This is a genomic window from Nocardioides stalactiti, assembly GCF_014180715.1.
GTDB lineage: Bacteria > Actinomycetota > Actinomycetes > Propionibacteriales > Nocardioidaceae > Nocardioides > Nocardioides stalactiti.
On the sequence record NZ_JACEFC010000122.1, the window covers coordinates 1 to 12746 of the forward strand.

The 12746-nt window shown below is 72.5% G+C and carries 13 protein-coding genes; 10 read left to right on the forward strand and 3 right to left on the reverse strand.

All coding sequences use genetic code 11. The features are described 5' to 3' along the window. On the reverse strand, positions 1-1083 hold a 1083-nt coding region (locus H0487_RS18905; RefSeq protein ID WP_183095786.1), incomplete at its 3' end, for a helix-turn-helix domain-containing protein. A 204-nt stretch (positions 1084-1287) separates the two neighbouring features. Here H0487_RS18905 and H0487_RS18910 point away from each other — a divergent pair. Further along, positions 1288-2991, forward strand: a complete 1704-nt coding sequence (locus tag H0487_RS18910; protein WP_183095787.1) for a sigma-70 family RNA polymerase sigma factor — start codon at positions 1288-1290, stop codon at positions 2989-2991. On the opposite strand, the gene H0487_RS18915 is transcribed toward H0487_RS18910, so the two are convergent. Together H0487_RS18915 and H0487_RS18920 are read right to left on the reverse strand one after the other, a co-directional pair. Next, positions 2988-3509: an NUDIX domain-containing protein gene (locus tag H0487_RS18915; RefSeq protein ID WP_312856021.1), complete on the reverse strand. Its 522-nt coding sequence runs from the start codon at positions 3507-3509 to the stop codon at positions 2988-2990. The genes H0487_RS18910 and H0487_RS18915 overlap by 4 nt on opposite strands. A 30-nt stretch (positions 3510-3539) precedes the next feature. Further along, positions 3540-3743: an antitoxin gene (locus H0487_RS18920; RefSeq protein WP_183095788.1), complete on the reverse strand. Its 204-nt coding sequence runs from the start codon at positions 3741-3743 to the stop codon at positions 3540-3542. A 77-nt stretch (positions 3744-3820) separates the two neighbouring features. Here H0487_RS18920 and miaA point away from each other — a divergent pair, with 77 nt between their 5' ends. The 9 genes from miaA to H0487_RS18965 all read left to right on the forward strand — a co-directional run. Next, on the forward strand, positions 3821-4741 hold the full coding sequence (gene miaA, locus H0487_RS18925) for a tRNA (adenosine(37)-N6)-dimethylallyltransferase MiaA (protein WP_220793580.1): 921 nt from the start codon (positions 3821-3823) through the stop codon (positions 4739-4741). 50 nt (positions 4742-4791) lie between these two features. Next, positions 4792-5496: a hypothetical protein gene (locus tag H0487_RS18930; RefSeq protein WP_183095790.1), complete on the forward strand. Its 705-nt coding sequence runs from the start codon at positions 4792-4794 to the stop codon at positions 5494-5496. A gap of 34 nt (positions 5497-5530) precedes the next feature. Further along, positions 5531-6106 (forward strand): dihydrofolate reductase family protein, encoded by a 576-nt coding sequence (locus tag H0487_RS18935; RefSeq protein ID WP_183095791.1) that lies wholly within the window; start codon positions 5531-5533, stop codon positions 6104-6106. Continuing rightward, positions 6103-6732 carry a pyridoxamine 5'-phosphate oxidase family protein gene (locus H0487_RS18940; protein WP_183095792.1) on the forward strand — a complete coding sequence of 210 codons (630 nt, stop codon included), beginning with the start codon at positions 6103-6105 and terminating at the stop codon, positions 6730-6732. Before H0487_RS18935 ends, H0487_RS18940 begins: the two co-directional genes overlap by 4 nt. 53 nt (positions 6733-6785) lie before the next feature. Then, positions 6786-7634: a diaminopimelate epimerase gene (gene dapF / locus H0487_RS18945; protein ID WP_183095793.1), complete on the forward strand. Its 849-nt coding sequence runs from the start codon at positions 6786-6788 to the stop codon at positions 7632-7634. Positions 7635-7795: 161 nt separating this feature from the next. Then, on the forward strand, positions 7796-9925 hold the full coding sequence (locus tag H0487_RS18950) for a bifunctional diguanylate cyclase/phosphodiesterase (protein WP_183095794.1): 2130 nt from the start codon (positions 7796-7798) through the stop codon (positions 9923-9925). A gap of 44 nt (positions 9926-9969) precedes the next feature. Then, positions 9970-10746, forward strand: coding sequence for an SDR family NAD(P)-dependent oxidoreductase (locus H0487_RS18955; protein WP_183095795.1), 777 nt, complete (start codon positions 9970-9972; stop codon positions 10744-10746). A gap of 79 nt (positions 10747-10825) precedes the next feature. Further along, entirely contained in the window at positions 10826-12430 is a 1605-nt protein-coding gene (locus H0487_RS18960) for an alkaline phosphatase D family protein (RefSeq protein ID WP_220793581.1), read from the forward strand. Between the two features lie 62 nt (positions 12431-12492). After that, on the forward strand, positions 12493-12746 hold a 254-nt coding region (locus H0487_RS18965), incomplete at its 3' end, for a hypothetical protein (protein ID WP_220793582.1).

Consider the following 12746-nt stretch of genomic DNA (forward strand, 5'->3'; position numbering starts at 1 on the left):
CGCGCCCGCAGGGCGCGCGCCCGGACCGGTCACACCTTCGATCCCCCCAGTGTCGACAGCGGCCCGAGCGGCCCCCCAGCTCTGCTCGGACATCGCCGTCGTCAAGGTCTCGTGGACGTCGCGCTCCTGGAGGAGCCGGGACGTCCGGGTCATCCGGAGCATCAACGACGCCGACGGCGTGACGCTCCCGGAGACGTAGGTGGAGAGGCGCGAGGGGGAGGTGCCCACCCACTTCGCGAACTGACGCTGCGTCACGCCGCTGGCCGCCACCAGTCGGCGCACCTCGTCGGCGACCTGCTCGCGCTCGCGCTCCTTGTTCTGGGCGCGGCACAGCTCGGTGAACCGCTCGACGACCGCGACGACCTGCGGCAGCTCGGCCTGGAGCGCCATGTCGAGCAGGTGGTCGGAGTACGGCGACCACGGGCTGGCCGCGATCATGGCCAGGTGGTGGCGCCACTCGAGGACGCTGCCGCCGTCGACGACGCCGCGCAGCTGGGCGCTGGTGCGGATGACGGGCAGCGACTGGTCGGGGTCGATGCCCTCGGCGAGGAGCGCGACCGCGGCGTCGAGGCTGGTGCGGGCGACCGGGTGGGCGTCGGCGGCGACCATCCGGGCGACCGCGAGGGTCGTCATCGGGTAGGTCGCGTCGCGCTCGACGAACCGCGCCGCGCGGTGCTGGACGGCGGCGAGCCGCTCACCGCCGATCCGGTCGCCGAGGTCGTCGAGGGTGACGAAGTCGCGGGCGTCGCCGAACGTGGCGATCCCGATGAGGTTGGCCAGGACCGCGCTGTTGAGCATCGCCCGGGGGTTGTTGCGGTGGCGGTCGATGAGGGTGACGAACCGCTGCCAGCCGATGTCGGCGGCGCCGACCCGCCGGGCGCGGACGAGCACGGCGGCGACCACGGCGTGCAGGTGGGCGTTGTCCTCGTCGATCGTGGCGGCTGCGGCGAAGTGGGCGTGCAGGCCGACGACGTCGGTGGTGGTGGCGGCTGCGCCGAGGCCGGTGGTCCGCGCGCGGTAGGCAGCCAGGGACGTCGGACCGGCTGCAGCGGTCCCGCAGGTGCGGGTCGTCGTACGCGTCATCGTGTCGTCCTCGATCGGGTGGCGGGCACCTCTCGGTCGCCCCGTTCACTCACCCAGACGGGATCAGCACGCGAACATCACGCGATTTTCGAAATTTCTCCAACTTTCTTCGGACGGGCATGATGGTGGCCGCCGGTCGGGCCCAGGCTCCCGGTGCATCGGGGGGTGCGGAGGAGTGCCGCCCGCGATCTTTGAGGCGGACAGGTGACGGAACTCCCTCCCCGGAGCGGGGACGACGCGGCAGACGCGCTGCTGCTCGAGCGCGCCCGCGCGGGGGACAGCGACGCCTTCGGTGAGCTGTATCGCCAGGAGGTCGACGCCGCTCGTCGACTGGCCCGGATCCTCGTCGGTGACGAGGGCGCCGAGGAGCTGGTCGCCGAGTCGTTCTCGCGGGTGCTCGCCCAGCTCCAGGCCGGTCGCGGGCCGACCGACGACTTCCGCGCCTACCTCCACGTCACGATCCGCAACGGCTTCCGCGACGGCCTGCGGGCGCCGAAGGAGTCGCCGTCCTCCGACCAGCCGTGGCTGCTGGACGACGTGCTCCCGCCGGTCGAGGAGCTCGTCGAGGACCTGGACCGCGACGTCGCCGTCTCCGCGCTGGCGACCCTGCCGACGTCGTGGCAGCAGGTCCTGTGGCACCTCGAGGTCGAGGGCCGCAAGCCCGCCGAGGTCGCGACGATCCTCGACCTGGACGCCGGCGCCGTGTCCTCGCTGGCCTACCGGGCGCGCGAGGGCCTCAAGCGCGCCTACCTCGACCAGCACCTGCAGCCTGCCACCGGCGGAGAGTGCGGCTGGACCCAGTCCCGGATGAGTCAGTACGTCCGCGGCGACCTCAGTGCCCGCGCCGAGGGCAAGGTCGCCGCCCACGTCGACGGCTGCGGCGGCTGCGGCGCGGCCCTCCTCGCCGTCGACCGCGTCAACCAGAAGCTCGCGGCCTGGCTGTTCCCCGTCGTCCTCTGGGGCGTCACCGGCGCTCACAAGGGCGGGTTGCTGTGGTTCGCCGGCGCGGGTGCAGGCGGCGCGGGTGCTGGTGCCTCCGGTACGACGACCCCGCCGACGTCCGGCCCGAACCCGCTGGTCCTCGGTGCGGCCGCCGCGGCGGTGGCGTGCGGCATCGCCGGTGGCGTGGCCGTCGCGGTGACCGCGTCCGACGACGGCGGCACCCCTCGTGACGAGGCTGCCGCGGGGGGCCCGGTCGTGTCCTCGCCGGTCGACGCCACCGCCGGCGACAGCCCGACCGACGACCCCACCACCGACGACGCGACCGACGATGCGACGTCCGCGGGCGCCCAGCCGGTCGTCGTACCGCCCGCCGACGCGACGCCGGCCCCGCCGACGACGGCGTCCCTCGAGCCGACCGCACCGACCACGCCGGCCGCTCCCTCGACGACGCCGGCCACCGACGACGTCGCGACGACCGAGCCGACGCCCAGCACCAGCCCGACGCCCAGCACGAGTCCGACCCCCACGACCAGCCCGACGCCCACCGATCCGACGACCACGCCCGCGACGGACCCGCCCGAGCCCGTGGTGACGGGCCTGGTCGACGTGGCCGTCGACGAGGCGGCCGACGGCAACCCGGCGCGTGGCCCGTTCGAGGTCACGGTGGCGACGCTGACGACCGGCGTCGGTCCGGCCCTGCTCGAGGTCCGCCTCGACCTCGACGACCTGTGGCTGGTGACGGACCTGACGACGACCGGTGCCTGGCAGTGCGGCTTCCTCGTCGAGAGCGGTCTCGCGCTGACCGACGACGTGACGTGCACCCACGACTACGTCGGTGTCGCGCCGCCGCCGCTGGTGCTCCGCACCCAGGCGCCGCTGCCCTCCGGGCCCGCGGTCAAGCCGCACGGCACGGCGACACTGACGGCCGATGGCGCGCCCGGCGACCCGGGGTCGATCGACTTCTAGAAGCCGTGGTGCGTGAGGGGCGGTACGACGCCCTCCCGCAGCGCGGTCAGCACGACGAGCTCGTGCGGGACGACCGGGTCGGGCAGCGCGTCGAGCGCGAACCAGCGCAGGTCGGCGCACTTGGTGGGCTCGACGATCCGCGGCTCGCCCGACCAGGAGCGCGCCGCGAAGAAGAAGTCGACCCGCTCGTCGATCGGCAGGTGGTGGGCGGTGCGCTGCATGGAGGTGAGGAACTCGAGCGCGACGTCGGTGACGTCGACCTCCTCCTCGGCCTCCCGCCGCGCGGCGGCCTCCGCGGTCTCGCCGCGCTCGACGTGGCCCGCGGCGGCGGCGGCCCAGTGCTCGTCCATGTAGCCGGTGCCGCGCCGCAGCTGGAGCAGCACCTCGGTGGCCGTGCCGACCTCGCGCAGGAAGAACACGTAGGACGCCGGGACNCCGACCTCGCGCAGGAAGAACACGTAGGACGCCGGGACGATCACGAAGCGTTCGACGCCGGTCGCGGGGTCCTGCACGGTCACCTCGGTGCTACCTCTTCCGATGTCCAGCGGTCAGCGGATGTCGTCGTTCTTGCCGTCGAGCGCGTCGAGGGCGTCCTTGGCCTTGTCGGCGCCGAGGTCGACCTTGTCGCCGAGCTTGCCGCCGGTCTTGTCGTCGACCAGGTCGGCCGCCTTGTCGATGCCGTCGGCGATCTTGTCGCCCTGGCTGTCGACCGCGTCGGTCAGCTTGTCCTTGGCCTTGTCGAAGAAGCCCACGAGAAACCCCCTTGATGAGTGCAGCCCCGAGCGGACCGCGTCCCACGGACCCTAGCCCGCCTTGGCAGACTGCGCCCATGCAGGCTGAGGCGTCGCCGACCCCGATCGTCGCGATCGTCGGACCGACGGCGGCGGGCAAGACCAGCCTGTCCCTCGACCTGGCGGAGGCGCTCGGCGGCGAGGTCGTCAACACCGACGCGATGCAGCTCTATCGCGGGATGGACATCGGCACGGCGAAGCTGCCGGTCGCCGAGCGGCGGGGGGTCCCGCACCACCTGCTCGACCTGCTGACGGTCCGCGACCCGGCGACGGTGGCGCAGTTCCAGGGCTGGGCGCGCGCGGTGATGGCCGACCTGCGCGCCGCCGGTCGGCCGCCGGTGCTCGTCGGGGGCTCGGCGCTCTACACCCGCGCCGTCCTCGACCAGTTCGAGTTCCCCGGCACCGATCCCGGGCTCCGCGCGAAGTGGGAGGCCGAGCTCGACGCCCGGGGCGCCGCGGCGCTGCACGCCCTGCTCGTCGAGCGCGACCCGGAGGCGGCGGCGCGGATCGTGCCCGACAACGGTCGGCGGGTGGTCCGGGCGCTGGAGGTCATCGAGCTGACCGGCCGCCCGTTCTCGGCGACCCTGCCGCGCCAGGAGTACGTCGACCCGGCGACCGTCCAGGTCGGCGTACGGATCGACCGCGCCCTGCTGGAGCCGCGGATCGAGCAGCGGGTCGCGGAGATGTTCGACGCCGGCCTCGTCGATGAGGTACGACGACTGCTCGACGAGGGGCTGTCCGAGGGTCGCACCGCGTCCCGCGCGATCGGCTACCAGCAGGTCGTCGCCCACCTGGCCGGCGACCTGACGCTCGCCGAGGCGCAGGAGCGCACCGTCATCGCGACCCGGCAGTTCGCGCGCCGACAGATGGCGTGGTGGAAGGACGACCCCCGGATCACCTGGGTCGACTTCGACGATCCCGACCGCGTCGAGCAGGCACTGTCAGCCATCCTCGGGTGAGATCGATCGATCTGCTGCGTGAGGAAACGCGGGGTGGCAGGGTCGAGCCCATGAACGCTGCTCCCGCGCTGCTCCGCGTCTTCTCCCGCGTCGGCCGCTACCTCGTCGACAACGCGCTGGGAGCGCTCGCCCTCGTCGTCGCGCTGAGCGGCACTGCCTATGCCGCCGCCACGATCGGCACGGCCGAGATCATCGACGAGTCGGTGCGATCGATCGACATCAAGAACGGCAACATCAACGGCGGTGATCTCCTCGACGACGCAGTGACCGGTGCTGACATCAAGAACGGGACGATCCGGGAGCCGGACCTCGCGCCGATCTCGTGGCAGCTTGTCAGCGGGTCGGCGTCCTACGACAACTGCGCCTCGCCGACCAACCATGTCGGAGCGTTCTGCCTCAGCGGTACGCCGGAGGAGTACGCGTCCTGGTTCAACTTCCCCGAGCCGGCCTGGGCGCGGGCACGCTTCGGCCGGACGGTCGAGGGCCTCGTGGTTCTCGAGGGGATGGTGTTGAAGAGTGGCACGAAGGTGGACGACCAGCTGCCGGTGTTCGTCCTTCCCCCGGGCTACCGGCCGCCGGCGGCCCTGCTCTTCGTCGTCGCCTGCGGGAACAACCCCGACGACAGCTTCGGCACCGTGGAGGTCCGGCCCAACGGGGCCGTGCGCTACCGCCAGGCGCAGGCGCCCTGCGACCCCGACGAGTACGTCTCGCTCGCCGGTGTCTCGTTCTCCACGACGGCGATCCCCATCAGCTGAGGTGACTGTCGGCGGTCCGCGGCACCATGAGCTCATGGCCCGGCTGACCTACTACACCGCCACGACGCTCGACGGCTTCATCGCCGACCCCGACGACTCCCTCGCCTGGCTGATGCGCCAGGACCAGGACGAGCAGGGGCCCCTCAACTACGAGGACTTCATCAAGGACATCGGCGCGATCGTGATGGGGTCGACGACCTACGAGTGGGTCCTCGCCCACGACCCCGGCAACTGGGCCTACGCCATGCCGGCGTGGGTGATGACCCACCGCGACCTCCCGCTGCCCGCTGTCGAGGGGGAGGGGGCCGACGTCCGCTTCGCGCAGGGCTCCGTCCGTGAGGTGTACGACGCCATGGTCGTCGCTGCGGGCGGCAAGGACCTGTGGGTGGTCGGCGGGGGCGACCTGGTCGGTCAGTTCGCCGACGAGGGGCTCCTCGACGAGGTGATCACCTACATCGCGCCGGTGACGCTGGGCGCGGGCCGGCCGATCCTGCCGCGCCGCTTCGACCTCGAGCTGCTCGAGGCGACCCAGAACAAGGCGTTCATCGCGGCCCGCTACCGCTTCGTCGGTGTCCTCGCGGAGGACCGGCCGCCTACCCTCGAAGGATGAGCTGGACCGAGATCCCGGACGAGGCCGCGCTGACGGCGCTGCTGGGCGAGCCCGGCGCCGCCGCGCGCGACAAGGAGCGCTCGGCGCTGGCCGACGTGGACAAGGACTGGCTGGCGGCGTCGCCGTTCTGCTTCGTCGCGACCGCCGACGCCGCGGGCCACCTCGACGTGTCGCCGAAGGGTGACCCTGCCGGCCGGCTCGCCCACGTCATCGACGACCGGACGATCGCGATCGCGGAACGGCCGGGCAACCGTCGGGCCGACGGCTACCGCAACATCCTCAGCAACCCCCACGTCGGGCTGAACTTCCTCATCCCGGGCCGCGGCGACACGCTCCGCATCAACGGTCGGGCCCGGCTCGTGAGCGACGCGCCGTTCTTCGACGAGCTGGTCGTCAAGGGTCACCGGCCGCTGCTGGCGATCGTGGTCGAGATCGACACGGTGTTCTTCCACTGCGCCAAGGCGTTCCTGCGGTCCCGGCTGTGGGCGCCGGAGACGTGGGACCCCGACGGGATCGTCCCGCGCCGGGCGGTGCTCTCCCACCGGATGGAGAAGCCCGACCAGAGCGTCGCGGAGCTCGACGACTACTACGGTCCGTCCTACGAGGAGCGGCTCTACCGGGAGTGAGCCCGGCCTCGTCGACCCGCGGCTCTGCGCCGTCGAGCCGTAAACTGGGGGGCATGACCGCGGCGTACCCGTTCCTCAAGGGTCACGGCACGGAGAACGACTTCGTCCTCCTGCCGGACCACGACGGCGCGCGCCACGGCGACCTGGCCCCCGAGCGGGTGCGCGACCTCTGCGACCGGAGGGCCGGCATCGGCGGCGACGGGGTGCTCCGGGTGATCCGGACCGCGGCGATCGAGGCCGGCCGCGGTCAGGACGCCGAGTGGTTCATGGACTACCGCAACGCCGACGGGTCCCTCTCGGAGATGTGCGGCAACGGCATCCGCGTGTTCGGTCGTCACCTGGCACTGGAGGGTCTCGTCGACCCGACGGGTCCGGTCCCGGTCGCGACCCGTGACGGCGTCAAGACGCTCACCTTCGCCGACGGTGCCGCCGACGGCGAGATCACCGTCGACATGGGCAGCCCGCGGGTGCTCGACGAGACCAAGGTGGGTGTCGCTGTCGACGGGGCAGACCGGACCTGGCCGGCGGTCCACGTCGACATGGGCAACCCGCACGCCGTCGCCTTCGTCGACGACCTCGCCGACGCCGGTCCGCTGCTCGCAGCGCCCGGCCACGACCCGGCCGTCTATCCGGCGGGCGTCAACGTGGAGTTCGTCGTACGACGCGGGCCGGCCCACGTCGCGATGCGGGTCCACGAGCGCGGCTCGGGCGAGACCCGCTCCTGCGGGACCGGCGCCTGCGCCGTGATGGTGGCCGCCGCGCTCGCCGACGAGGCCCCCCGCGGCACCACCTACCGGGTCGACCTGCCGGGCGGGACCCTGCGGATCGCCTGGACCGCCGAGGACCGGGTGCTGATGACCGGCCCCGCCGTCGTGGTCGCGCAGGGGACCACCGACCTCTGAGGCCAGCGGCCGTGGATGGGACCAAGGTCCCGTCCCCGGTGGTCCTTGGGACCGATTGTGGGTCGGACGCGGGACATCCGTCCTGCTGCGTGCCACGATCGATGCGGGCCCAGGGAGGGTGTCGCGCTGGTCGATGCGGCGCGCGGGCCACAGGAGGGGACATGGGTGCTGGGGGCCGCATCCGCACGGAGCACGTGGTGCTCGGTGCGGGTCTGATGCTCGTCGCTGCCTTCGTCGTCCTCCACGACTCCCACGCGGGCACGGCCGTCTATCTCGCCTGCGGCGCCTACGGCACGCTGCTCTCGTTCTTCGGCGCCGCGCGGATGGCGCCCGCGCGGCGCCGGATCTGGTGGGCGATCGCCCTCTCGCAGGCGCTGTTCCTGCTGGGTGACGCGACCTGGACCGTCCTGGCCGACGTCCTCCACGTCGAGCCGTTCCCGTCGGTCGCCGACGTCTGGTACCTGGTGCAGTACCCCGTCCTCGCGCTCGGCATGGTCTGGCTGGTGCGGGGTCGCCAACGCGGCCGGGACCGCGCCGCGTTCCTCGACGCCGCCATCCTCACGACCGGTTTCACCGTCACGGCCACCGTCTTCTTCATCGTCCCTGCGGCGACCTCCGACGTCAGCCTGCTGAGCCGGATGGTGGCGGCCGCCTACCCGGCCTGCGACCTCCTGGTCCTGGCCGTGCTGCTCCGGGTCCTCACGACCGGGATCCTGCGCAACGCCTCGCTCTGGGCGTTGATCATCGGCGTCGGCACGCTGCTCGCCGCCGACCTGCACTACGCCGTCACCGTCGTCCTCGGCACCGGCTACCCGGGCTGGATCGACGCGGGCTACCTCGTCTCCTACGTGCTGCTCGGCTTCGCTCCGCTGCACCACTCGGCGGGGCTGCTGTCCGAGCCCGCGCCGGAGCGCCCGACCAACGTCAACGGGATGCGCGCGACCGTGCTGGTCGCCGCCGCGCTGATCCTGGCGCCGCTGACCCGCGAGCTCGCGGACCAGGACGACGGGGGGCTCTGGCTGGTGGTGATGATCGGCGGCGGCACGGCTGCCGTGCTCGTCGTGCTGCGCCTCGGCGACATCATCCGTGACCTCCAGGCGACGGCGGTCCAGCTCGCCGCGCTCGCGCGACGCGACGAGCTCACCGGCATCGCCAACCGGCGGACCTGGGACCACGAGCTGTCGCGCGCCTGCGCGGTCGCCTGCGCCTTGGGCACGCCGCTGACCGTCGCGATGCTCGACCTCGACCACTTCAAGGCCTTCAACGACACCTACGGGCACCTCAAGGGCGACCTGGTCCTCAAGGAGACGACGGCGGCCTGGAGCTCGGTCCTCGACGGCCGCGGGATGCTCGCCCGCTACGGCGGGGAGGAGTTCACCGCGCTGGTGCCTGCGCTGGCGGCGGAGGAGGCGGTCACCCTCCTCGACCGGCTCCGGCGGTTGGTGACCCACCGCCAGACGTGCTCGATCGGCATCGCCACCTGGGACGGGGTCGAGAACCCGGCCGACCTGGTGGCGCGGGCCGACCGGGCGCTGTACGCCGCCAAGGCCGCGGGCCGCGACCGGATCGCGGTGGACGACGGACGCCGCGCGCAGGTCGTCGCCAACGCCGCGACGGCGCACCCGCTGATGGCGTCGATGTCGACGGTCTATCAACCGATCGTCGAGCTGCGGTCGGGTCGGGTGATCGGGCGCGAGGCGTTGAGCCGGTTCCCCGGCCAGGACCCGCGCGCGGTGTTCGACCGCGCGGCCCGCGACGGGACGTCGGCGGTCCTGGAGTCCGAGGCCGTACGACGCGCGATCGCCGGGTGGGACGGCGGCGGCCTGCTGTCGGTCAACACCAGCCCCGACACGCTGCTCACCGCCGAGCTCGGCGAGGCCCTGCCCATCGACCTGACCGGGATCGTCCTGGAGATCACCGAGTCCGACCTCATGGACTACACCTCCGAGGTGATGCTCGCGATCAGCGGGATGCGGGCGCGCGGGGCCATGATCGCGATCGACGACTTCGGTGCCGGCTTCTCCAACTTCCAGCGGGTGGTCGCGATCCGGCCCGACATCGTCAAGCTCGACCGGTCGCTGGTGCAGGGGATCGACGTCGACCCGATGCTCCAGGCCGCCGTCGGCGCGGCCCGGGTGTTCGCCGAGCAGACCGGCGCCACGGTCGTCGCGGAGGGTATCGAGACCCCCGCCGAGCGCGAGTGCCTCACCCACCTCGGGGTGACCCTCGGCCAGGGCTACCTGCTCGGCCGCCCGGCGCCGTTGCCGGTCGCCGCACCCGCGTCCCGCTGAGACCGGCTCGCCGACCCGGTCCCAGCGGGCCTAGAGTCCGCGCCATGGAACTCACCGGATCATCCGCCATCGTCACGGGCGGCGCGTCGGGCATCGGCGCCGCGTGCGCCCGTCAGCTCGCCGCTCGCGGCGCGACCGTCGTCGTCGCCGACCTGCAGGCCGACAAGGGCGAGGCCCTCGCCGCCGAGATCAACGGCGTCTTCGCCCAGGTCGACGTCACCAACACCGAGCAGATCGCTGCGGCGGTCAAGGCTGCGGCCGAGATCGCCCCGCTCCGCGCGGTCGTCAACTCCGCCGGCATCGGCTGGGCGCAGCGGACCATCGGCCGCGACGGCAACGTCGAGTCGGCGCACTCGCTCGAGGCCTTCACCAAGGTCATCGCGATCAACCTCATCGGCACCTTCGACATGGTCCGCCAGGCCGCGACCGCGATGAGCCTCAACGAGGCCGACGTCGATGGCTGCCGTGGCGCGATCGTCAACATGGCGAGCGTCGCCGCGTTCGACGGCCAGATCGGCCAGGCGTCGTACTCGGCGTCGAAGGGTGGCGTCGTCGGGATGACCCTGCCGGTCGCGCGCGACCTGTCGGCCGCCGGCATCCGCCTCAACACCGTGGCGCCCGGCCTCATCGACACCCCGATCTACGGCGAGGGCGAGGCCTCGGAGGCCTTCAAGGCCAACCTCGGCCAGAACGTGCTGTTCCCGAAGCGCCTCGGCTCGGGCGACGAGCTCGCGTCGATGGTGATGGAGTGCCTCACCAACTCCTACATGAACGGCGAGGTCATCCGCGTCGACGGCGGCATCCGGATGCCCCCGAAGTAGCAAGTCTTCTCCGGCTGGTCACCGGACCTTCCGACCCCGCACGACGCCACGTCGCCGGACGCCGCGAGCGTCTGGTGACGTGGCGTTGGCGTTGGGGTTGTGGGACGACCAGAGCAAGCTCGGGGAGCTGCGTGTCGGACGGCGCACCACCATGGTCGGCAGTCTCGCCGTCGGTGGGGTGTTCCTCGGCCGGGGGCCGGCGCTGGTCCCGAAGCGCAAGGACCTCACGACCGGGGTCCGCAGCGGCGAGGTGACGACCGACAGCGCCGTGCTGTGGTCGCGGGCCGCCGACCCGGGGCGGATGATGGTCCGGCTCGAGAGCGGTGCGCGCCGGGCGCTCGTCAAGGGGCCGTGGACCGACGGCCGCACCGACCTCACCGCGCGGATCCACCTGACCGACCTCGCCCCCGGTCGTGAGTACGACGCCACCGTGTGGTTCGAGGACCAGGACGGCACCCGCACCGTGCCGGAGCCGCTGTCCTTCCGGACCGCCCCGATCCACGCTGCCGCCCAGTCGGTCGTGTGGTCCGGCGACATGAACGGCCAGGGCTGGGGCATCGACCGGCGTCGCGGTGGGATGACGACCTTCCGCTCGATCCTCGACGTGCGGCCCGACCTCTTCATCAACGTCGGCGACACGATCTATGCCGACGAGCCGATGGAGGAGACGACCCGGCTCCTTGACGGCAGCCTGTGGCGCAACGAGCTGACCCACGAGGTCACCGTCATCGCGCAGACGCTCGCGGAGTTCCGCGGGCGGCACCGCTACCCGTTGCGCGACGACAACCTGCGCGACTTCTACGCCACGGTCCCGTCGGTCGTGCAGTGGGACGACCACGAGACCGCCAACAACTGGTGGCCGGGTGAGTTCATCACCGAGGACGGCTACGACCGGGAGCGGCGGGCCGACGTGCTCGCCACCCGCGCACGACGGGCCTGGCAGGAGTACCAGCCGGTCCCCGTCAAGCGGCTCGTCCCGCGCGACGGCGACGGGTTCGTGCCGACCCGGATCTATCGCAAGGTCCCGCGCGGCCAGCACCTCGACCTGTTCCTGCTCGACATGCGCAGCCACCGCGGGCCGAACTCCGACAACGACCCGGCCGTCGTACGACGTCGGCTGCCGGCGGGGCTGCTCGGCCGCGAGCAGGAGGAGTGGCTGGTCCGTGAGCTGCGCCGCTCGACCGCGACCTGGAAGATCATCTCGATCGACCAGCCGCTGTCGGCGCCGCCGTCGCAGGTGTGGGACCTCGACGGCGTCTCCAACGGCGACGACGGCCGGCCGCTGGGGCGGGAGCAGGAGATCGGGAGGATCCTGTCGGCGGTGAAGCGGCACGGGATCACCGGCGTCCACTTCGTCACCGCCGACGTCCACTACACGGCGGCGCACCACTACGCGCCGGAGCGCGCGGCGTTCACCGACTTCGAGCCGTTCTGGGAGTTCGTCTCGGGACCGCTCTCGTGCTCCCCGTTCACGTTCCGCGCCGACGAGATCGACCGCACCTTCGGCCCCGAGACGGCGTTCTCGCACAGCAAGGACTTCACCTATCCGGGGATGGCGCCGCCCGAGCCGACGTACCAGCACTTCGGCGAGCTGGCGATCGCAGCGACCGGGGAGCTCACGGTCGTCCTGCGCGACGGCACGGGCGCGGTCCTCTGGCAGACGACGCTGGAGCCGCCGGGCTGAGCCGGCGGTGCGAACTTCGGGACGGCTGGATCTTTTCGGGGTCGACCGTGCACCTGTGGTGCATGACAGACGCGCACCTCCTCCCGTGGCGGTTCGACGACATCGCCGCCTTCGGCTCGCGGCCCCACGTCGCGCCCCACCGCCTGCACGAGCACCCGCTCTTCACCAACGACGCGCTGGCCGACCTCCTGGACCGGCTGCCGCGCTCGACGGTCCACCCCTACACGTTCGGCAGCGACATCCTCCGGCTCGAGGACTGGCGCCGGGGTGCGGAGACCGACCTGCCCGGCAAGGAGCTGCTCGAGATCGTCGAGCG

What these genes read in the sequence shown, in the direction of transcription:
- H0487_RS18930 (WP_183095790.1), top strand. Translation starts at nt 4,792, where the DNA reads ATGAACGCTGCTCCCGCGCTGCTCCGCGTCTTCTCCCGCGTCGGCCGC.
- H0487_RS18950 (WP_183095794.1), top strand. Translation starts at nt 7,796, where the DNA reads ATGGGTGCTGGGGGCCGCATCCGCACGGAGCACGTGGTGCTCGGTGCG.
- miaA (WP_220793580.1), top strand. Translation starts at nt 3,821, where the DNA reads ATGCAGGCTGAGGCGTCGCCGACCCCGATCGTCGCGATCGTCGGACCG.
- H0487_RS18940 (WP_183095792.1), top strand. Translation starts at nt 6,103, where the DNA reads ATGAGCTGGACCGAGATCCCGGACGAGGCCGCGCTGACGGCGCTGCTG.
- H0487_RS18955 (WP_183095795.1), top strand. Translation starts at nt 9,970, where the DNA reads ATGGAACTCACCGGATCATCCGCCATCGTCACGGGCGGCGCGTCGGGC.
- dapF (WP_183095793.1), top strand. Translation starts at nt 6,786, where the DNA reads ATGACCGCGGCGTACCCGTTCCTCAAGGGTCACGGCACGGAGAACGAC.
- H0487_RS18935 (WP_183095791.1), top strand. Translation starts at nt 5,531, where the DNA reads ATGGCCCGGCTGACCTACTACACCGCCACGACGCTCGACGGCTTCATC.